General features: G+C 57.8%; 24 protein-coding genes. 7 read left to right on the top strand and 17 right to left on the bottom strand.

Annotation, left to right across the window (positions count from 1 at the left end):
• The first annotated feature begins 5 nt into the window (after positions 1-5).
• On the top strand, positions 6-470 hold the full coding sequence (locus BW919_RS03930) for a DUF123 domain-containing protein (protein ID WP_088335751.1): 465 nt from the start codon (positions 6-8) through the stop codon (positions 468-470).
• On the opposite strand, the gene BW919_RS03925 is transcribed toward BW919_RS03930, so the two are convergent.
• The 7 genes from BW919_RS03925 to BW919_RS03895 form a co-directional block, all read right to left on the bottom strand.
• Positions 439-1,311 carry a methyltransferase domain-containing protein gene (locus tag BW919_RS03925; RefSeq protein WP_088335750.1) on the bottom strand — a complete coding sequence of 291 codons (873 nt, stop codon included), beginning with the start codon at positions 1,309-1,311 and terminating at the stop codon, positions 439-441. The genes BW919_RS03930 and BW919_RS03925 overlap by 32 nt on opposite strands.
• A 202-nt stretch (positions 1,312-1,513) precedes the next feature.
• On the bottom strand, positions 1,514-2,125 hold the full coding sequence (locus BW919_RS03920) for a hypothetical protein (protein WP_088335749.1): 612 nt from the start codon (positions 2,123-2,125) through the stop codon (positions 1,514-1,516).
• A gap of 5 nt (positions 2,126-2,130) precedes the next feature.
• Positions 2,131-3,414 carry a thiamine-phosphate synthase family protein gene (locus BW919_RS03915; RefSeq protein WP_088335748.1) on the bottom strand — a complete coding sequence of 428 codons (1,284 nt, stop codon included), beginning with the start codon at positions 3,412-3,414 and terminating at the stop codon, positions 2,131-2,133.
• Between the two features lie 106 nt (positions 3,415-3,520).
• Positions 3,521-4,600, bottom strand: coding sequence for a formate--phosphoribosylaminoimidazolecarboxamide ligase (locus BW919_RS03910; protein WP_088335747.1), 1,080 nt, complete (start codon positions 4,598-4,600; stop codon positions 3,521-3,523).
• 105 nt (positions 4,601-4,705) lie between these two features.
• Positions 4,706-5,278, bottom strand: a complete 573-nt coding sequence (gene cofC, locus BW919_RS03905) for a 2-phospho-L-lactate guanylyltransferase (RefSeq protein ID WP_088335746.1) — start codon at positions 5,276-5,278, stop codon at positions 4,706-4,708.
• Positions 5,275-6,165, bottom strand: coding sequence for a hypothetical protein (locus tag BW919_RS03900; protein ID WP_088335745.1), 891 nt, complete (start codon positions 6,163-6,165; stop codon positions 5,275-5,277). Before BW919_RS03900 ends, cofC begins: the two co-directional genes overlap by 4 nt.
• Positions 6,166-6,462: 297 nt before the next feature.
• Positions 6,463-7,749 carry a hypothetical protein gene (locus tag BW919_RS03895; protein WP_088335744.1) on the bottom strand — a complete coding sequence of 429 codons (1,287 nt, stop codon included), beginning with the start codon at positions 7,747-7,749 and terminating at the stop codon, positions 6,463-6,465.
• A gap of 272 nt (positions 7,750-8,021) precedes the next feature.
• Between BW919_RS03895 and BW919_RS03890 the strand changes: the two genes are divergently transcribed.
• Positions 8,022-8,747 (top strand): DUF1678 family protein, encoded by a 726-nt coding sequence (locus BW919_RS03890; protein ID WP_088335743.1) that lies wholly within the window; start codon positions 8,022-8,024, stop codon positions 8,745-8,747.
• Positions 8,748-8,960: 213 nt separating this feature from the next.
• Here the strand turns inward: BW919_RS03890 and BW919_RS03885 are convergent, their stop codons facing one another.
• Genes BW919_RS03885 through BW919_RS03865 form a run of 5 tightly spaced genes read right to left on the bottom strand, consistent with a single transcriptional unit; the run spans position 8,961 to position 13,048 of the window.
• On the bottom strand, positions 8,961-9,872 hold the full coding sequence (locus tag BW919_RS03885) for a methanogenesis marker 7 protein (protein ID WP_088335742.1): 912 nt from the start codon (positions 9,870-9,872) through the stop codon (positions 8,961-8,963).
• 17 nt (positions 9,873-9,889) lie between these two features.
• Complete coding sequence (locus BW919_RS03880; RefSeq protein ID WP_088335741.1) at positions 9,890-10,738, bottom strand: radical SAM protein; 849 nt, start codon at positions 10,736-10,738, stop codon at positions 9,890-9,892.
• Entirely contained in the window at positions 10,735-11,361 is a 627-nt protein-coding gene (locus BW919_RS03875; protein ID WP_088335740.1) for a methanogenesis marker 17 protein, read from the bottom strand. Before BW919_RS03875 ends, BW919_RS03880 begins: the two co-directional genes overlap by 4 nt.
• 12 nt (positions 11,362-11,373) lie before the next feature.
• Entirely contained in the window at positions 11,374-12,597 is a 1,224-nt protein-coding gene (locus BW919_RS03870) for a methanogenesis marker 15 protein (RefSeq protein ID WP_088335739.1), read from the bottom strand.
• A gap of 13 nt (positions 12,598-12,610) precedes the next feature.
• Positions 12,611-13,048: a methanogenesis marker 5 protein gene (locus tag BW919_RS03865; RefSeq protein ID WP_343224391.1), complete on the bottom strand. Its 438-nt coding sequence runs from the start codon at positions 13,046-13,048 to the stop codon at positions 12,611-12,613.
• Between the two features lie 78 nt (positions 13,049-13,126).
• Between BW919_RS03865 and BW919_RS03860 the strand changes: the two genes are divergently transcribed.
• The gene (locus BW919_RS03860; RefSeq protein WP_088335737.1) at positions 13,127-13,579 is read left to right on the top strand and encodes an adenylyltransferase/cytidyltransferase family protein; all 453 of its coding nucleotides are present in this window, start codon (positions 13,127-13,129) and stop codon (positions 13,577-13,579) included.
• Between the two features lie 77 nt (positions 13,580-13,656).
• Here BW919_RS03860 and BW919_RS03855 read toward each other — a convergent pair whose 3' ends face one another.
• Positions 13,657-13,866: a hypothetical protein gene (locus BW919_RS03855; RefSeq protein ID WP_088335736.1), complete on the bottom strand. Its 210-nt coding sequence runs from the start codon at positions 13,864-13,866 to the stop codon at positions 13,657-13,659.
• 1 nt (position 13,867) lies between these two features.
• Positions 13,868-14,269: a helix-turn-helix domain-containing protein gene (locus tag BW919_RS03850; protein ID WP_157665989.1), complete on the bottom strand. Its 402-nt coding sequence runs from the start codon at positions 14,267-14,269 to the stop codon at positions 13,868-13,870.
• 102 nt (positions 14,270-14,371) lie between these two features.
• Between BW919_RS03850 and BW919_RS03845 the strand changes: the two genes are divergently transcribed.
• Positions 14,372-15,079, top strand: a complete 708-nt coding sequence (locus tag BW919_RS03845; protein WP_088335734.1) for a DUF169 domain-containing protein — start codon at positions 14,372-14,374, stop codon at positions 15,077-15,079.
• A gap of 329 nt (positions 15,080-15,408) precedes the next feature.
• Here BW919_RS03845 and BW919_RS03840 read toward each other — a convergent pair whose 3' ends face one another.
• Positions 15,409-16,167: a LysR family transcriptional regulator gene (locus BW919_RS03840; protein WP_088335733.1), complete on the bottom strand. Its 759-nt coding sequence runs from the start codon at positions 16,165-16,167 to the stop codon at positions 15,409-15,411.
• Positions 16,168-16,267: 100 nt separating this feature from the next.
• Here BW919_RS03840 and hdrC point away from each other — a divergent pair, with 100 nt between their 5' ends.
• Positions 16,268-16,846 carry a CoB--CoM heterodisulfide reductase subunit C gene (gene hdrC, locus BW919_RS03835; protein WP_088335732.1) on the top strand — a complete coding sequence of 193 codons (579 nt, stop codon included), beginning with the start codon at positions 16,268-16,270 and terminating at the stop codon, positions 16,844-16,846.
• 12 nt (positions 16,847-16,858) lie between these two features.
• On the top strand, positions 16,859-17,776 hold the full coding sequence (gene hdrB / locus BW919_RS03830) for a CoB--CoM heterodisulfide reductase subunit B (RefSeq protein ID WP_088335731.1): 918 nt from the start codon (positions 16,859-16,861) through the stop codon (positions 17,774-17,776).
• 50 nt (positions 17,777-17,826) lie between these two features.
• Here the strand turns inward: hdrB and BW919_RS03825 are convergent, their stop codons facing one another.
• Positions 17,827-18,138 (bottom strand): DUF1847 domain-containing protein, encoded by a 312-nt coding sequence (locus BW919_RS03825; protein ID WP_088335730.1) that lies wholly within the window; start codon positions 18,136-18,138, stop codon positions 17,827-17,829.
• A gap of 176 nt (positions 18,139-18,314) precedes the next feature.
• Between BW919_RS03825 and BW919_RS03820 the strand changes: the two genes are divergently transcribed.
• Complete coding sequence (locus BW919_RS03820; protein WP_088335729.1) at positions 18,315-18,665, top strand: DUF2111 domain-containing protein; 351 nt, start codon at positions 18,315-18,317, stop codon at positions 18,663-18,665.
• On the opposite strand, the gene BW919_RS03815 is transcribed toward BW919_RS03820, so the two are convergent.
• The gene (locus tag BW919_RS03815) at positions 18,647-19,684 is read right to left on the bottom strand and encodes a DUF1611 domain-containing protein (protein ID WP_088335728.1); all 1,038 of its coding nucleotides are present in this window, start codon (positions 19,682-19,684) and stop codon (positions 18,647-18,649) included. The genes BW919_RS03820 and BW919_RS03815 overlap by 19 nt on opposite strands.
• Between the last annotated feature and the right edge of the window lie 156 nt (positions 19,685-19,840).

Below are 19,840 nucleotides of genomic sequence, written 5' to 3'. Positions count from 1 at the left end.
CCCCCGTGCTGCCGGATCACGGTTCGTACGCTCTCGTCTTCCGCGTGAACAGACATGTCGAGGTGAACGTAGGGAGCTTGGGAGACGTGATCGTAGAGGCCGGGAGCTGGACCTACGTCGGGTCTGGTATGGGACGGGGCCCCTCCGGGCTAAGGGGTCGCCTTGGTCGTCACTTAAAATCGGCTCGGGAGGGAGCGGAGCAACCGCACTGGCATATCGATTACTTGCTTTCCCAGGCACGACCGGAGATCGAGGGCGCTTGGATAATGGAAGGCGACCGTGAATGTGAGCTGGCGGCAGCACTGTCGGATATGGTGTCCGGGATTCGAGGATTCGGATGCTCAGATTGCCACTGTGAAACCCACCTATTCCGCGCAGGGATCGCCGAGACGGCGGAAGCCGTCAGACGGATCGGTGGTGGAACGTTCTTACCCACCCCTACACTCGAGCACTGGGTTTTTCAGCAGTGATTAACCCCCACTTCCGGTCCACGTCTACCACCTCGAACCCCACGCGTGTGAGACGACGGGATACCCCAGCGAGCACGTCCTTCCCACGATACCGGCTCCCAGGAGCTCCAACGTAATGGACGAGCCGGCCGCCGGGCCGTAGAAGCCTCAGTAACTCGCGATAAAAATTCTCGGAGTACAGTTCACCGGCTCTAGCCAATCTAGGGGGGTCGTGGACGATAGCGTCGAATTCGTCATCAAGGGACGGAACCACTTCCTCCGCGGGACCTAACAGAATATTAACCCTCTCTAACCCTCGCGACCAAGGGTTCGCACCGGCGATTTCGAGGACGTTCCTGTCCTTTTCGACGGAGATGACATCCGCACCGCGTTCCACGGCCCGCAATGCGGTGTAGCCTAATCCAGTGCATATGTCGAGGACGCGATCCCCACCGGACACTCCGACTCTACCCACCTTAACGCCGGCATCGGTCCAAGGATCAGTCCACTTAGTGCGGTGCATCCTGATGCCGTCGATCTCGATAGTCGGCGCTTCGCCGGGTCTTACCGGGAGGAGTTTGTAGTAGTGCTCGGCCCGGATCTCGATTTTGTATATGCTACCGGTAGTCAGCCCGTAAGCGCCCTTCCACTCCGTCATAGACTCAAGGTCGTCCCGAGTTAACTCCACGCCCTCGACGATGATTGCATCACCGTCAATCCAGACCTTCCCAGAGCGCAAGCCCAGATCTAATCGGATTTCAGCTTCCTCTCCGCCCTTCTCTATGACGCGTAACAGTTCCTTGGCCTCGAAGTAGGACACGACGGTAACAAAGTCCGCGGGGCGGATCGTGTACCGACGCAAGCGACCCCCCACACCGCGAAACGTTACGGTACGAATAACGTTTCCGGAGGTTTGTGATCGGCGAAAGAGCTCTCACCGGCGGATCAGCCGGACCTACGCGATCCAAAGGGTAACGGAGGGCGCTGGAAAACTCCAGGCCGATCCCATAGCAGCCGCCGATCCTCGCAGCCCCCGGATGAAGCTGTTTTTTCGTCGTGCGATCTTACACCCGGGAGAGCGATAGACCACGGAGAGCTTCTTCTGCCAGGGTCCTTACGCGGTTGCGTTTGAGGTCCCGAACCAACCCTTCAACGCCGTTCTCCGCCACCAAAACAGCGATCACTGGCACCGCTTCGCTGGCGTATCTGAGGCCTAGATCCTCGACATCCACTATCACCGTACCGTCCCGAAGCTTCGCCGAACGTACACGATCGAACTCGCGAGGGCCCGTACCGGGAGAGTACAGGCGACGACCGACGACGACAACGTCCGCAAGTCTAGCTACTTCAAGCGTTTTGGGATGGTCACCTGTGTTCACACCGACGACCACGGTCGGATCCGGGGACACGTCCGGCACGTCGGGTGGCACGTTCAGCGCGGTAGCCACCACAGTATTCGAACTCTCACTCCTCAGCCGTCGCAGGAACTCCTTCCAGGGTTTTTCGTCCTTGAGACGACCGTCGTACGTCAGTGCGTCATCCTCCTGCTCGTACTTCGATAGACACTCTATCCTCACCTCGACCTTCGGCTCTAACCTTCTGATCACCCTCTTGGCGAAATCCGCATGGCTTCGAGAAATCGTATCGAGGTACAGCATTCGTTCGAACCGACCCACTTATCTCACCCCAACAACATCCTCAGCTTGGTCACTGCCTCCACGGCGCTCCTACCGAGCACGCGTATCATCGGTTCCTTGCCTACATCTCCCTCGTCGTAAATAACGTCGGGGGTATCGTCCGATTTTCGAAACGCTACCTCGGTACCCCATTCCATCGTGGAGTCGATTTCCTCCGGCTCCTCCGACCGGTCGAACGAAGACACTACGAACCCGAGATCACGAGCCCTCTCGATGAACTCCCCGTTATAACTAGCGTTTACCGCGGCCCGGACCGAGGGATCAAGCCGATGGGCCGTCAGAGCCACGGTGCCGACGTGCTTGGAACCACCCGGAATCGGGTAGCCGACCACGCTAGGTTCATCACCGTCGAGGACGATTCGACCCGAAAGTCCAATCACACCCTCGAGACCCATTGAGGGGTCGAAGACTTCCGCTACGTTCATTCCAACCTGTGGAATTGCCCTCGCGAAGGTCGGATCCGACTCGATGATCTCGAGTGCCCGGATCACGTGCTGCATTGCCCTCCCCAACGCCGCGTCACGTCTGATTTGTGCGGCGGGATCTACCACACGACCGAAGGGCGTGTTTCGAGCCTTTCGGACCGCCGCTCTCGCGAACCGAACGGCTCGTTCTACGGCAGTCTCTGGGCCCAACCCTCGGGCCAAGAAGCACGCGAGAGCAGTGGAGAGCACGCACCCGGATCCGTGAGCGCCTTCACCCGGAGGCATCTCCCACGCGATGGTGTCCCCCTCGGCCGGCACCCATACATCGAGTCTGTCAGCGGAGTGCCCCCCCGTGACGAGGACGCCCGTCAAGCTGTACTCCTCCACCAGCTCACGGGCTGCGAGCTCAGTCTCCACCGTAGTGCGTATCCTCCTACCGACCAGCTGGCTCAACTCTTCCGTGTTGGGAGTTATGATATCGACCGCCTCACCGAACGTTTCCAACGCCTCTTCAGGAGTCGCTTCAGATAACACCCCTCCGGCCTCGGCTCTGAACACAGGATCCCATACTACCGTCAGGTTACGGAGCCGTTTCGCCAGTATCTCGAAGATCTCTAAAGTGGGGACGGCCCCGACTTTGACGACTTCGCACCTCGGGACGTACCGAGCCAAGCAATCCGATAAGAACCGCGAGTCAACGGGCTCGACTAACTCGGCGCCCTCATCCTGGAGCGATAGCAACGTCGGGAGAGAAATCGCTGGTACCCCGAGGGCTTCGGCCGTCACCACGTCCGCCCTTAGACCGGCTCCCGTAGGATCGTGTCCAGCGACTATCAGGAGCATATCCGAGCACCCCCCAACGTTATAATACTCGTAACGTTTAGGATGAAAGGTAACACCGGGCGGCGGCCGTACCGACGACTTGGAAGACGGTTTTCGCACGGAAAGATCAGGTTACGACGTCTTCGAGGAGCCCCTTGTCCCGAGCCTCGCGTACCTCCTTGGCTATCCTGCGACCCATGGTCACGATTTCGCCGAACTTCAGGTACGCGTACGGCAGGAAGGTCACGTTGGTACCACCGTCTATCCTGGCGGAGAGCTCGAAGACGTAGAACTCGAGGTTCTCGGTGCACAGAGTTTGGAGGCAGAACGGCCCGATGAAGCCGGGTTCCTCGATATCCTCGGACGCACGTACCACGCGATCGCCCATCTCGTACAGCTGCACCAGTAGGGACTCCCTCACGACCACGGGGATGTTACCCGAGATGACGTACGAAGGTTCCAATCCCGATTCCAGCTGATCGCTCGCCGGCATCCGGACGAGGCCGTCGATGTTGGTCTCGTAACGTCGATCCATCCCCAGGACCTCGACGGTATCCTCCACGACCGACCGGAAATAATGGACGCAGAAGTTGGTCCCGACCACATACTCCTCTATGTGTGCCTGCTCGAGATCTTCCTCGTCGATAACACCGTCTTCGATCAGCCGCTCCGCCTTCTCCTCGAACTCTTCCGAGTCGGAGCAGATGAAGTACCCACGCCCCCCTCTAGCCCCGGGGAACTTGACGATGACCGGGCGATCGATGTCTTCAGGTGAGTCGAATACCTTCGGTACCTTAACACCCGCCCGCTCCAAAAGCTTTCGCTCCAGATAACGCTCACTTTCCCAGCGTAGTAACCGTCTGTTTCCGAATATTGGTACGCAAAACTCGTTTTCTATCCCGTCCAGGCCGACGTAAGCGACGAAGGACCCGTGCGGCACGACGATAGCGTTCAACTCCCGAAGACGCTCTTGAACTTCCTCGTCGAGCATGTCTTGGAAGCTCTCCACCACGATGATCTCATCGGCGACCCCGAGTCGCTCATAAGGTGTTGTGCGACCTTCTTCGCAGACTACCACGGAGCGCAACCCTTCTTCTTTGGCGCCCTTTAGAATGTGGAGTGCGGTATGGCTTCCGAGCGTAGCTATGGACAGATCCTTAAGATCGTACTCCGAGAGGACCTCGAGGATTTCCTCCCGAGATAACAATAGCAGCCCCCCGCCCAGGCACACTCCATACTTCTTTAATCCGGCCCCCTTCCGGCGCGTGTCGTCTCGTGGGACTCTCTAATAAAAGTCGCACAAAAGGTGTCGTCAAACGTCGATGACGGAGCGCGCGATCCTCGCCACTTCCTCCTTCCCCAACAGCGCTGCGTCGAGCAGATCCTCCGGCTCGTCCACATCGGCGAAGAACCCCAACGATTTCACCACAGTGACTTCCATCCCTCGCTCTTCCGCCCGTTTCAAGTTCCTAGGGAAGCTCACACCACCGAACGTCGGCCTGAACCGCACACCCTCCCCGACAAACACCCCACTCGTACCACCTCGTCGGGACGGACAGAGAACGACATCCGCATCTTCCAACCCTTCCAACGCCCGCTCGACGTCTTCTTCAGACAGCAACGGTAGATCCGACATCACCAGCCCGAATTCGCCGTCCGGGAGCGGTAGCTCGTCGAGACTCGCGTTACTCAATCGTACCTTCGCCCCAGGCACCGACAGACGTGTGTCCGGAGTCACTACTTCTACCTCGCCAAACTTGGAGAGCACATCTACCACGTGCCTTAACATCGCCAACGCGAACTTCTCACGCATTTCCTCGTCCATGCACGAGGACAGCCTGGTCTTTCGATTCCTCCTATCCGCGAACGGTACCACGAACCTCACGGATTAAGCGCCCCCAGCACCGACATCACGTTCCCCCATACCTCGATGAAGTCGCTTGGATCCTCCGGATCCGCATCCGTGTCCAAGTCGAGTACTCGGGAAAGTACTTCTCCCAATCCCCCGCGGCCGGGCCAGGCCAACACGCGGTGGGCGACTAGGCATCCCAGCTTCAAGTCGTCCATCCCTAGGACCTCGTCCCGGAAGTCCGACCACCGACCCTCCTCTCGTGACCACACCGGTACGGCGGGGAGTAGCGACTTGACGTTCATCGATCCGACGCACCGGATCAGTCGCTTAAGATCATACATCGAATCATCCAAGAGTCCCTCGCGGAGTACACGCACCCTGTCCCCAGCCACGAAACCCTCACGCGCCAACCACACGATCCCACGACCTACCCGCTGGATGATCTCTCCGGACTCTATACCCCGACGCTCGTGTAGACCCCACCTCAGCCATCGTCGCACGGAACCGTCGAAGTACCTCACGTGAAACCCTTTGGATCCAGAGAAATTAACCACGTCCGGTCGCGGAAATCCCAATGCCCGGCGTAACTCATCGCATGCTATCACTACATCCTTGAGTAGTGTCCCGAGTGATCTGAGGAATGCTTCGGGTTCCTCCGGAAGCTCCGCGTCCACATCGATCACCAGATCCCAGCCGAGAAGTCCCTCCCACGATTTCGGGTTCTTGAACTTCCCAGTCGAGTGGTACAGCTCTAAGAACCCTGAGACCTCATCCAGCCTTCGCTTTCGTGTGAACACGATGTCCTGTCCCTTTATGAATGTGTACGCCCACTCGCGGGATTTTGGGTCCTCTACGAACTCTCGCAACACCCCTTTGGGAAGTGAGGCGTAGTACTCTCTTACTAGCGTCTTCACATCCATTCCTCTCGCACCCGCAGTCCTTACACTCTTGACGGTAAGAATCCGGCGGATAGAGAACCAAATAGAGAGAGTTACTATATGGTTACTTATCTACTACCGAGGTGCCGTAGCCGTCCGCAACCACCTTTGTTCGCTCAACGAAATTAGATTAATTAATTTAATGAAAGTTGCATACTAGATCTGAAATTAACTGTAGGTAAAGGTCTTTTCGTTACGGTGCCCAAATGTTATTGAAATCGTAACAATTACCGGCACCTCCACCACTGCGGTTGTGGGGGTTACCGACCAAAGGTACTTTCAATTCGGTGGAGGAGCCCCGAACGCTTCTAGTAGAGTCTTACCGCCTAACGCGGATCTGCGTCTGCCGCTGAGTAGCTTAGCCATGTGGAGGATACTTTCACGTGTTTCCCCTTTAACCCTGAAGTTCTTCCTCATGGCTCTGGCGACTTTTCTGACTATCCTTCGCACAAGTCGCCGTCCCGTTACCCCACGTTCGACGACTTCCCTTACGACCTTCCTGAGTATCTTTATCAGGAACTTTTCGTGATAACCTTCCACTCCCGCCTCTGACGCTACGAAGTAGCAGGAGATATCGGAGAGTGCCGGGCTAGGTCTGTGAAAACTCAACCACCGACGACCTCGTTTGAACCACCTACTCAACCACTTGCCGTATTCCCTACTGTACACCTCAGACAGTTCTCTCCCCGAGGTACCCTCACGCTTCGCGGCTCGGGCGACCTTCAGAGATCTACGGTGAAGCTCCCTTCGGATGACTCGCACAAAAAACTCGGCAAGCGCACGGTCCCAAGGCACCTCGGTGAAGTAACCACGCTCCGGGAAGAAGCGTCTAACGGTGGGCTTTCTTGAGAGCTCCTCGTACGCCTCGATCAGCTCTTCTTCTATAGAATTTCCTGCTGGGTGTTCCAATTTATCACCAGTGGCTACGTACACTCGCACCCTAACTCGTGGGTTGAAGTGGCGCCTGAGGGACTTCATCGCCCTTAGGAGGTTGGAGTAAACTCGACGTGCTAACCGGTATCCGTCGATGCGTACGTGCTCTAAGTCCGGGATAACGACTAAGACCGATGACACATCTTCAAGGCGTTTACCCGCTGCAATCATAGCGCCTAACACCTGGAGGGTGATGGACACGGAGAGCGGGTCGGACTGTACGTAACCCATCACACGTCCGAGCAGTCTGGAAACGGCTCCGGCCATCTTGGATCCGAGGACGCGGCGTACGGCCTCCCTCGGAGTCTCTCCTGAAGCCACACGGTTACGGATTTCCAGTAGCTTCTCGGGCTCAATACGATCGCACAACTCGCGGACCGCTACCACCGTCGCCTCCGGTAGCAATTTCTCGTGCCTCTCGGATGCCCTAACGAGAGGCGTCGGGTGATCGAAGAGCAGTCCTATGAAACTCCTAGCCCAGAACTCGGTTACGTCGTATCCGGCCGCTGCTAGGAGTAGCCTACGATCTCTATCGCTCAAGGCTCGGAGCGTTCCGGTGTCAGGGACTGCACCGGGGAAAACTTCAATAACGAGTACATCTCGGTAGATGCCGGCCTTGGTGCCGCGGCTCATGGGCCTCGACCCCCGACCGGTGGGAGCCTCCCTCTTGCCCCCCTCTCCAACCGTTCCCATTTGTGCGAGCGTTGGTCTGACCGTGAACCGACCGGGCTAGTTAAATCATTTACTCCCCTCACACACCACACACGGATGCCGTAGTTCTGACGGTCCCGGTGGTTCTGTTGGGAGAGTAGACGTTCGCACAAACTTAAGCTCAACGCCAATATTGTGCGTCTGTAATCGGAAGAATTTTAAATGCGCTCGGCGCCAGGAGTGGGGGGTATCGAATGAACGTCAGACCTGGAGGACCGCCGATACTCGACCCGGTCCGGTTGGGTATCCCGATGGAGGTCCCGAAGGACCCTGTGGAGTTGATTCGGGTGTTCCGGGTGTTGATGGAAACGTTGAGGCGTGGAATCCTCCCGTTCTTGGGTGCGTCGTACCGGTCGGTGAACGGGAAGGTGTATGGGCCGTACTACGAGGCCAGGTGGAAGCCGCGGAAGGGCGAGCGTGGCCGCACCATCTACTTAGGCAGAGAAGACAACGAATCAGTTCAGTTTCTCCGAGAATGGCTCGAAACAATCAGACTCGCGGCCCCGAGGTTGTCGGAGCATAGGAAGGCGAAGTGGTTCGTGGCTAAGGCGGTCCGTAGGGCCCTCGTACCGGTGCTGAGGCGACTCACGCAAATGTCCGCCAAGCACCGTGCGGAGGTGCTCCGAAAGCTTGAGGAGATAGTGAGAGAAGGAGTCAGTCGGATTCACTCGATCCTAAGGTCTGTCGAGTTCAATCCGTTGCGTCGGCTTGAGCGGCCAGGTGGCGGAAGAGTAATAATCGATAGCGTGCTCAGGGGGTTACCCGGAACAGTTCGAGACATCCTAGCGGACGTGTTGGCTCCGTGGCCGGCTTGGTACGGCCTTCACATCGTGCGTCTCTGGAGGGGTGAGAAAGAAGCTCGTCGCTACTGGCGGGAGCGGATAGGCCTATACGACAGGGTGAAACAGCGGGAAGCCTGACGATCTAGCGCTGGTGACGTAGGATACTTCCGAGGTGGAATGGTGTGGAGACCGACGGTCCATCGGCTCGTGATCGGTCGTAGTGTAAGTCCGCGAGTTATGTGACCGTCTAGACTACCTGGGTTGCAGGAAAAACAGTGTTCGGAAAGCCTTAGGTGATCACGTGGTAGTGGGGGGGGGTCGTTAACGGTCATCGTCGTCTGGGTGGTGTGATCATCCGGTCACCGCGCTCTTAGGTTTGATTTTCACTAGTATGTGATCGTCCATCTCAGACTGCCTGATATCCGCGATTTCCCGGAGCTTCCACCCGAAGACCTTGACCTCAGCCACTCGATCCGCCCACTCGTCGTACGGTGCCTTCACCCGAAGACCGTCGAGCTGGAGTGTGATCGGCATGGGAGAGGTGAACCTCTCCTCGATCTTAAGCTCCCGGTTGATCCGATCCTTCACTACCATCGGCGGGACGGCGGGCGGGTCCTCGGCCAACTCCTGTCGTCGCTCTTCGATAATCTTCGAGACGACGTCGACGATCTCGTCGAGCTTCGTGATCTCGCGACCCTTCCTGAACCGGTATGGCTTCCTACCTACTCCTCCTACGTACACCACGTCGTCGGCGTCGATCCCCTCCGGACCTCCCACTACGACGACCGGCACACGTTCTATCCGTCGTACCAGCGGAAGCTTGTACTTCTCGATACAGTCTTTGAAGTTCCCTACGACGAAGATCACCAAGTCGTGTTCCTCAAGGAGGCGTTTCTCTCGGGCGCGCAGCTGGGCCAGCTCGCGTCCGTAACCTCTGGCCAATCCAATCACGTTGGACTTGGCGCCGTGGCGCCTGAGGTACTCGGCGATATCGCACACGGGATGTGGCATATGATGACGGGCCAGGCTCATTCCCACGACTGCGATCTCGGTGCCAGCCAGCGGCATCCTCCTGATCTCTCCGAGGAGCTCCTCCGCCTTCCGCTCCACGACATCCAGGTCATCGACTGGTACGGCTAGAACCATGTGAACTTCCAACTGCATCTTGTGCTCGGACAGGACGAACCCTCCGAGGTCCTCGACCAGGTCGCGCATCTCATCGGCCTTATACACGCCCCCTTCGTAGATCACGGTTTCGAACACGCTCGTGACCCCCGGATTCATTCCTCTTCTAGCATCTCCCAGATCAGCCGAGGTCTGCCGCGGCAGTGGATCACGTCGGCGCGACACTGCATGCATCGGCGCATCACGGTGATGTATTCCTCAGCCAGGTCCCGTGCCTTCGAGAGTTCCCGGCACGTCGGCGGTCGGTGATCCTTCATATCGCCGCCTGGGATGAGAGGGATTACGTTCATGGCGTGAAACCCTGCGTCGGCGGCGCGCTTCGCGACACGTTCGACCTCATCCTCGTTCACACCGGGGACGAGCACGAAGTTGACTTTCTTGAGTATGTAGCGCTCCTTCTCCAGCGCGTCCATGGCTTCTTTCTGCCTGTCTACGATCCATCGGGCGGCTTCCTTACCGGTCAGCACCTCGCCCTCGGGTGTCAGTGCCCGATCGTAGATCTTGGCTGCGGCTTCAGGATCCAGCGCGTTGATGGTTATCGTTACCGAGTGCACGAGCTCCGTCACCTCATCGATCAGCCCGGGTAGCCACACGCCGTTGGTGGACAGGCAGCGTTTTGCCTCCGGTACTGTTTCGGCGACGATATCGAAGGTCTCCTTCACGTCCTCCCAGTTCGCCAGTGGGTCACCGGGTCCGGCGATCCCGACGACGTCGACGCGTCCGCAGCGCTCTTTTACCCTCTCTAGGACCGTCTTGACCTCACCTCCGGTGATCGTGCGGACGGTACGCCCAGGATAATCCACCCGTACTCCCTCGTGCTCGAGTCCGGATTCGCAGAAACGGCAGTGGATGTTACACCGTCCGCCCACGGGTAGGTGCACCTTAACGAATTTCCCGTGCTCACCGACGTAACACGGGTGGTCGTTCGGACACGATCCTCTCACTCACTCGGCCCCCGGCGCTCTCCGACACGATCTAGATCCCCCGGCAGTTCGAAAAGTAAGTCGGTCCACTCGTCCTTGAGCACGCCTTCACTGGCCAGGTATAGAAAGTCCCGATCGAAGCGCGCGTATCGGGCCACTCGGAACCCTTCCGGTCTCACCCGTTCGATGAGGTCGTACACTCTATGGGCGAGCTTTTTCCGAGGATCGTGGACGACGAGCTCTTCGAGTTTTTCGAGATGTTCTGAACCCATCCCCTCGGGTGGCTCGACCGTGATTTTGAGGCGCTCTTCGTGCCGGACCCGATCCTCTCCGAATACATCCTGCAACGTTCGGATCACATCGGGGAAGTAGCGCTCCACCGCGACAGATACCTTGAGAGTGCCCTCTTCATCGTCGAGTTCAAGGTGCGAGACCTTTCCCAGCGTCACCGGCCTGAGCATGGGACGCGTTCGCACCGCGGCGGCGTAGAGCGGGGCTTCGATGTCTAGGTGGAACACGGCTGCGGTGATCGTCCTCGCCAGTCCCAGATCGGTGGCCGCGTGCCTAGCGATATCGTAATACAGCTCGGCCGCTTCCTTTTCGGACGCCCTTACGAGGATCCTCTTTCCCATGTGTTCGTACACAACCAGATCCCCTCACACGTAGTTGGAGGCCAGGAGAGCGGCACCGACGGCCCCGATGTACTGGGGATACTCGGGCACAACTACTTCGACGCCGATCACGTCCTCTAACGCCTTCACCATGCCTTCGACTAGCGAGGCTCCTCCTACGAAGAACACCGGCTCTCGGATGTCGATCTCTTGGAGTTGCTGCTCGTAGATCTGCTCTGCGACACTCCGACATGCGGCAGCGGCGGCATCCTCGGGATCCGCACCCTCGGCCAGCGCGGTTACCAAGTCCTGGATCCCGAATACGATGCAGTAACTGTCCAGTCGCACGACTTCTGGATTTCCATCCAGAGCGATCTTACCGAACTCGTCCAGGTCCACGCCGATACGGTCCGCGGCTACTTCGAGGAAGCGGCCTGACGCTCCCGCGCACACTCCGCCCATCGTGAAGTTATCCGGAATTCCGTCCCAAACGGTGATCGCCTTGTTGTCCATCCCGCCGACGTCGATCACGGTCGCTCCACCTTCCTGCTTATCACCCAGGTATACCGTTCCCTTAGAGTTGACAGTGAGCTCCTCCTGCACCAGGTCGTCGTCGAAGTGGCGGCCGAGGGTGTACCTGCCGTATCCGGTCACGCCTATCGCCTCGATGTCATTGAGCTCGTATCCTGCCTCTTCTAACGCTCTTTCCACGGCCTTTTCCGCGGATTCGACCACTTTCGTTGTCCGCACCCATCCGGTTCCGATCACCTCGTCGTCTTCCATCACCACGGCTTTGGTGGTGGTGGAACCCGAGTCGATACCGAGGGTGAGCCCCTCCTGCCTCTTCCGGGCCAGCAGCCCCTTCCGCTCCACTATCGTGACTAGTGCCTCCATACGCGTGAGTAACTCGCTAGCGTCGAGGTCTTCAGTGAACGAGTAGGTGACGACGGGGAGATCGGTGTTCTCCTGAAGGTACCGTCGGGCCTCGTTACGCACGAGGGCACCTTCGGCACACCTGAAGCATGTAAGGATAATGGCTGCGTCGGCTTCCGCGTACCCGTTCGCGAGCGCGTAAGCACGGGCAAGGAGTACCCTCAAGTTCGCGCTCTTCGGGGTGTACCCTACCTCCTCGCAAGCTTCCTCTACGATATCGATGTCTACCTCGGGGAGTACGATCTCGGCTCCGACCCGTTCGGCAGCGCGCTCTATCTCGGGTTGAACACCACTGTACTCCGTGCCGCACGAGAGTTGAGCGATATGGACTGCCAAACGGGGGTCACCCCTATAACGACTTCAAGAAGTCTCGAATCTCACGGACGAACACTTTCGCTTCATCTTCCGATCTCGGGTACTCCAGCTCCAGCACCGGTATACCCTGACGTCGAACTAGGTACGTCACGAACTCGTTCGTTCTATCGCAGCCTAAGCAGCCGAAGGAGATGTCTTCGATGCCCGTAACTACGATGGCGGCGTCGGCCTTCTCTATAAGTGGACCGATCAGAGCCATCCTGCCTCTGACACCCGAAGGTACCTCCACGGCCGCGTACTTTAGACCACGTTTCGCGTCCTGCGGGGTCACGTTCATCGGAGGTGAGTCGATCTCTGGGTCCCGTACCCGCTTGCCTATCTCTTTCGGTAGTGAGAGCGGCTCGTGCCCGAACCTCTCGACTAGATCGTGGAGAATCAGACTGTTAGGAGGGTGGATGAACACCCTGGCCAATACTAACACCCCGCGCCGTCAGGACACCCGGCAGTTCGGAGTTAATCAAACTTCGGTCGCACCCGGGGGAGCATTCACGTGGGTAAGCGTGTGCTTGCGGGAGGTGTGTTCGATATCCTCCATCCAGGACACGCCGCGTTCCTTGAGGAAGCCCGGAAAATAGCCGGAAAGGACGGCGAACTCGTAGTCGTGGTCGCCCGAGACGAAACCGTGCAACGCCTGAAGAGAACCCCGATCGTGCCGGAGGAACAGCGTGTACGGATGGTTTCGGCACTGAAACCCGTTGATCGAGCGATCTTAGGCCATCCACGGGACTTCTCCATCACCCTGAAGGCGGTGAAACCAGATGTCGTCGTCCTAGGACCCGATCAGGACATCGATGAGAAGGAAGTCGAACGTTGGGCCGAACGCGTCGGTGTCGATTGTGAGGTTCGTCGGATCGAGAAGTACGAACGGTGTCCGCTGGACAGCACCATAAAGATCGTGAAGCGCGTGATCGAGCTGTGGAAGCGCGGTGAGTTACGTGTGTAGCGTGTAGTCGGCTCCGGGTTCTCTCGTCACGGGCCTGAGGCCTCGGCGCTCAGCCTGTTCCTCATCACAGGTTAGCATCAGTCCTGAACTAACGCGTCCCCACGACGCTTCATTTTCTTGAGTATCCGCTTCGGACGGTTCTTCTTGTACAGGTGAGACTTATTCACGTGCCTAGAGTACGACTTCTGGTCGCGGAACAACGCACCGCAGCGTGGGCATCTGAGGAGTATCTCTCCGTCCCTAGTCTCGACTTTCTCGGCTTTGAACGGTCTCCTCTCCTCGGACATCTCATCTTCCCCCTCGGTGCGGTGTGAATTCCCGGAACCACTTCTCTACCTCCTCATAAACTATCCTGAGGTTTCCGAGTCCGAGTTCTTTTACTTTCTCCCATGGTGCGGGACGGTACAGATAACGTCTACCGCCTCCGGGTAACGTCTCGCGCTCCCGCTCTACCATCCCAACCCGAACGAGGCTTTGTAACATCTTCTGAGCCGTGCTCCTGCTCCTGTTGATGATCTCGGCTACGTCCTCGACGGTAAATGGTGCTTCCTCCGAGTTTTCGAGCAGTTTTAAGTACAGCTCTGCTTCGTCTTCCTTGACTCCAAAAACACACGAGAGTACGCGTTCCGGTTTGAGCTCTGCCGTTCCCTGGACTAGCTCTACTACGATGGGCCTCAAGAAAGGCCTCAATAGTCCACCCCCATTCACCAGTGGGTCGATATCAGCAACTTTTAATACATGTAAGTGACCGGTAGCCGAACGATCGAGAACAAACGATTGGGGACACAATTTATGTCCATGTGCGTCGAGGAACCTGAGAGGATCCGCGAAGCTGCCGAGTCACTCATGAAGACCCTGGACTTAGACCTGCATCCTGTGGCGATGAAGCTGTACCTCAGTGAAGAGGATGTCCCGAACGGCTACGAGCGGGTAGATGAAGCCCGTCGTCACTGTGAGTTCGTGATGGAGGTAGCTCGCGGTGAGATGGACAAGATCTACGCAACTTCGGAGGAGCAGGCCTGTAAGGGCGGGTCTGCGGCTATAGGACTCGACGACATCCCGGACCCGGTGAGGACGGGTAAGTTCTACCACGAGAAACTCGGGCAGCACTCTACACTCTCGGCCTCCAAACGTACGGTCGATCGGGTACCGAAGGTCTTCGACGGGGAGGGAGTGTTCGATGCTATCACGTACGAGAAGGCTATCGATGTCGAAGTAGTTCCGGACGTCATCTTGGTCGTGTGTAGGCCTAAGGAGGCCATGAAAATAACTCAGGCGTACTTGTACCCAGAAGGTGGGAGAGTACACTCCGACTTCTCCGGTATCCAGTCCCTGTGCGGCGACGCGGTGGGCAAGATCGTGAAGGAAGGTGGAGTTAACTTCACACTCGGGTGCAACGGTTCGCGCACTTACGCGGAAGTCCCTGATGAGTGCCTAGTGGCGGCCATGTCTCCGATGGCGTTTCTCGTAGTAGGTAATTCAATCACCGAAATACCGTAACTTCCGGTTATTCCCACGGCGACGGCCCCTTCCGGTACCCCACGTAATACCCCACCACGATCGCTGCTATCAGTCCTATGGGGAACCAAGGTATCTCCGATGTGGCCCACTGTACGGAGTACATAGGGTTCGTGAACGTCTGCCAGTAGGACTGTTGAGTTCGTGTTGTTCCGGGAGCACCTGGACCGGGACCGGATGGCCCCGGTCCCGGTTGACCGCCTACTTCAGGTACCTTCTGCGGCCCTTGCGGCTGGTCGATCGGCGGTGCTTTCATTTCCTGACATCCTGCGGTTGCCAAAATCGCATACACTGCCACTAAACCTACTAGGCTAGCTTTCCAAAGCATCGAGGAGGTTCTCCCCTTCTCGGGTGAGTGGTAACGCCATCACGGTGTAGTGAGGACCGGGATCGTCTCCTTCAGGCGCCAGCTCTTCGGGTACCACGGTCCACATTCCTCCGTTTCGAACAGCCTCGAGGGCCGAAGCGTAATAGCCTACGCGCATTTTCGGTCTTACCTCCTCCCTGTTGCGGAGATCTGTAAGGTATATCCGCTGTGCGCTCCCAGGTACCTCGACGAACCCACTTCCGTCACCGACCCGTACCAGCCGCGTTCGTCTGACGACGACCGGTTCGCCGACGGCCTCATCAGAGCGGTCGAAGACTATCACCGGATCGTCTGGGACCACCACGTCCGCCTCCACACGACTCATTTTCTCGTGGGGCGGCACGATAACGTCGACATCGTGTTCCCTACCTAGAGCGGCTAAGACGTCTTCTATCACGGTCTCAGAACATGCCACTGTAGTTTCCGTCCTCGAGAGTCTAGCCTTGGCGTTCACGTACTTGATCACTATCCTGCGTCCGTGCTCCGTGAGATAAGATCCGAGAGGGCTCGATTCAACCAGTCGGCACCCGAGACGTTCCTCGAGATTCCTAATCCTTTTATGTACCGCGGACCGTGTCACGCCCTTCTCTTCCGCCACTTTGGACATCGATCCGTGTTCCGACAACTTGAGCAGCAACTCGAGCTCTTCGGGGGTTAAGAGTACCCCGTTCACCCTGATCGCCACGTCGACGTTTAACCTCACGGAGCCGTTCCCCGCAGGTTGACGTTGAGCGTACCTACACGCGGTGCCTGGTGGGTATCGTAAAAAGGTTCTTCTGGGTGGAATCGTCTAGGGCCGTACGTTGGTCGAGCCACGGGACACCGTCATCCGGGAGGAAGACCTCAACCCGGACTTCCTGGAAGAACTGAGCGAGCTCGTCGAGCCGGTGTTCGAGGAGGAAGAGGTACTGTCGGTCCAGGCGTGCTACCAGTGCGGTACGTGCACCGGCTCGTGCCCCAGCGGGCGACGAACCTCCTACCGCACCCGACTGATCATGCGGAAACTCCAGTTAGGACTAGTCGATGAAGTAATCAAGAGCGACGAGCTGTGGATGTGCACCACGTGCTACACGTGCTACGAACGGTGCCCACGTGGCGTGAAGATCGTAGACGCCGTCAAGGCTGCCCGGAACCTCGCGGCCAAGGAGGGGCATATGGCTAAGGCTCACAGGATGGTAGCTATGTTCGTGATAAAGACCGGACACGCCGTGCCGATCAACGATGAGATCCGCGAGGTAAGGAAGAACATCGGCTTGGACGAGGTACCGCCGACAACACATCGGTATGAGGAAGCCCTAGAAGAGGTCCAGAAGCTGGTCAAGATCAATGAATTCGACAAACTGATCGGGTACGATTGGGAAGAGGGTGACCTGGTCGACTAAGGGGGTTGACCATTGGCCAAAAAGCTCTGCTTCTTCCTGGGTTGTATCATGCCGAACAGGTATCCGGGCGTCGAGAAGGCCACGCGTCTAGTCCTCGAGGAACTGGGATACGAACTCGTCGACATGGACGGAGCCTCCTGTTGCCCGGCGCCCGGAGTGTTCGGGTCCTTCGATCTCAAGACATGGGTCACGATAGCAGCTCGCAACCTGTCGATAGCCGAGGAGAAAGGATACGACATTCTGACAGTCTGCAACGGTTGCTTCGGATCTCTGAACGAGGCCAACCACCTGTTGCAGGAGAACCCGGAGCTGCGCGAGTTCGTGAACGAAAAGCTCGCCGAGATCGACAGGGAGTACAAGGGTAAAATCAAGATCTACCACGTGAACACCTTCCTTTACGAGGAGGTGGGTGTCAAGAAGATCGAGAAGAAAGTCGAGAGGCCGCTCAAAAAGACCGACGGTGAGCCGCTGAAGGTAGCCGTTCACTACGGTTGCCACCTGCTGAAGCCGTCTGAGGTGACCGAGTTCCCGGGTTCGGTCGAGGATCCGAGGACACTCGATGAGCTCGTCGAGGCCCTAGGTGCGGAGTCCGTAGACTACAAGGACAAGATCATGTGCTGCGGTGCGGGAGGTGGTGTCAGGTCCAGGGAACTCAAGATGTCACTGCATTTCACCCGCGAGAAGATTTTCAACATGCTCGAGGCCGGTGCCGACTGCACTACCAACGTGTGTCCGTTCTGCCACCTGCAGTTCGACCGTGGACAGATCGAGATGAAAGAACACTTTGAGAAACTTCCGCCGAAGAAGCTGCCGGTGTTCCACTACTGCCAGTTGGCCGGTCTGGCGTTCGGAATGGACCCTGAGGAGCTCGCCCTCGAAACGCACGAGATCGACTGCACACCCATACTAGAGAAGCTCGGCCTCGCCTGATTTTTTTCACTCCAATCCGAGTTTTCTCCTACAACACCGGTTTGTCGGGGCTAAGGCCGGGCAGTATTCGATCCTTCACCCGCGATGGTCACGGGAGTCTCAGACCCCTCGATGAAGATGATGTCGTGACCCACGAATAACCCGATGAGGTCCTGTCTCGGTTTCAGCTCCGGCAGGTACAGTTTCGACTTCGATACCCCCTCCGAACCATAGATGGGGCTACACCTCCAAGCCCTCAGGAACTCGCATAATGTGACCTCGACCTCTTCGGCTAATCCCACGCAGAACGCCACTCCGACGCTCTTCCAACCCATCCGCTCGTATAGTCCCGTCTCCTCGACCCGTCCATTCCATGTATCCAACAGTTCATCCCGTGGTACGACTTCACAGTCCGCTCTACCTGATCTTCGTCGGCGAACTCGCAGCGATCACATCTCCGGATGAATGAGGGTACCTCAGCATCAAGTGATCCCCACCGAACGTCCAGATGAGAACCCCGTTAAATATCCTCTCCATTTGAAGAAACGGGGAGGTCGCTATGAGAATCAGACCCGACTCGACAGCCGAAGATATATTACCGCTCGCAATGGCGGTCCATGAGTTGGTCAATCGTCTGCCCGTGACAATGCGAACCCGGGACAATCCCGGGGTAAGAATAGAGGATGGCGAGGTGATCGACGACGAGTACACGGGCCCGGTCCTGGAGGAGGTGCTCGAGAAAGGTGAGGTGATCAGAAAGGTGCCGGAATCGGGACCCTACGAGGGAACACCGGTTGTAGTGGTTCCTATCAAGGATAAGAGCGAGACTATCGCCGCACTCGGTGTCGTCGACCTCACTTACGGTATCTACTCCTCGCTAAGGAAGGTGACTCAGCGCCCCGTCCGGTGAACCTCTAACACCCTGTCTACAGTTTTCCTGAGGTCGCCTAAACGTTCTACCAGGTATCCTTCGGACGATAACTCCTCCGCGAGTCTCTCGTCCCACGTGCGTAAAGCTACCGAAACTATTTCCGCCGCACTAAGCGACTCGATCAGCGTCGCCTCGGTGCGTGGGTCGGGGACTCGGAACCTCGGGAACCCATCCCGCACCTCCCTAACCGGGTCGTGCACCAACACCACAGCGTCAGGCCAGGCGCCATGCAGGATAGCCAGTGTAACCCCGGAATACGCCGGGTGGCTTAACGCCCCCTGCCCCTCTACTACGACGATCTCATGATCCTCGGCCAAGCGTACGACCAGTTCCTCAACGGCCCCCGCCATGAAGTCCCCGGGCATGCGATCCACCACGACGCCATCTTCAGCCCCGATCATGATACCGGTCTGGCCCGTCGCCAAGAACGCGGCCTCTACCCCTTCTTCCCTCAAGCGTTCCGCGAGCTCGATGGCCGCCGACATCTTACCAACGGCGCAGTCCGTCCCCGCCGTGAGCACTACCGTGGCATCCACGTCCCTGGCCGACCCGTCCGCAACTCGGAACAACTCTTTCCGAGGCTTCCTCACGTCTATCAGCCGTGAACCTGATTCTTCGGCCACCTCGCTGATGTCCGGGTCCTCCGAAAGGAACTCGTGGAGCCCGCTCACTACATCCAGGCCCGCATGGACAGCTTCGATGACTTCTTCTTTCCACTCCGGGGTTAATTTCCCACCGGGCGGCGCCGCTCCGATCAGTAACACTTCAGGATCCAGTTCCTCTATGGCTTCACTCACCGACCGCAGTATAGGCACCGGCGGGAAATTCGGATCCACATCTCGTGCGGTTTTCCCAGACAGCTCGCGATCTATCACGGCAACGATGTCATAAACACGTCCGAACCGGAGCAGTCCGTGTGCTGTCTTCCCATGAGGCTTGTCGAACGCCCCGTGACACAGTATGATCGCGGGTGTTCCGGGCTTGTGCGGTAACCCCAACGAACCACCTCCTGTCATGAGTTTTTCCATTCCAAATAATTATCATACTTAGCGGTCATCGGGTTGAAAATATCGGAGAGTGAGTCGTCAAGAAGGGCGGAGTGCACAACAACCTCCAGCCGTCAACTCGTGTCCTACGTGGCATCGCTGATTGCT

Source organism: Methanopyrus sp. KOL6 (genome assembly GCF_002201915.1).
Lineage (GTDB): Archaea > JAADCQ01 > Methanopyri > Methanopyrales > Methanopyraceae > Methanopyrus.
Note: the sequence above shows the minus strand (reverse complement) of the source record. Positions and strands in the feature narration are given on the sequence as shown.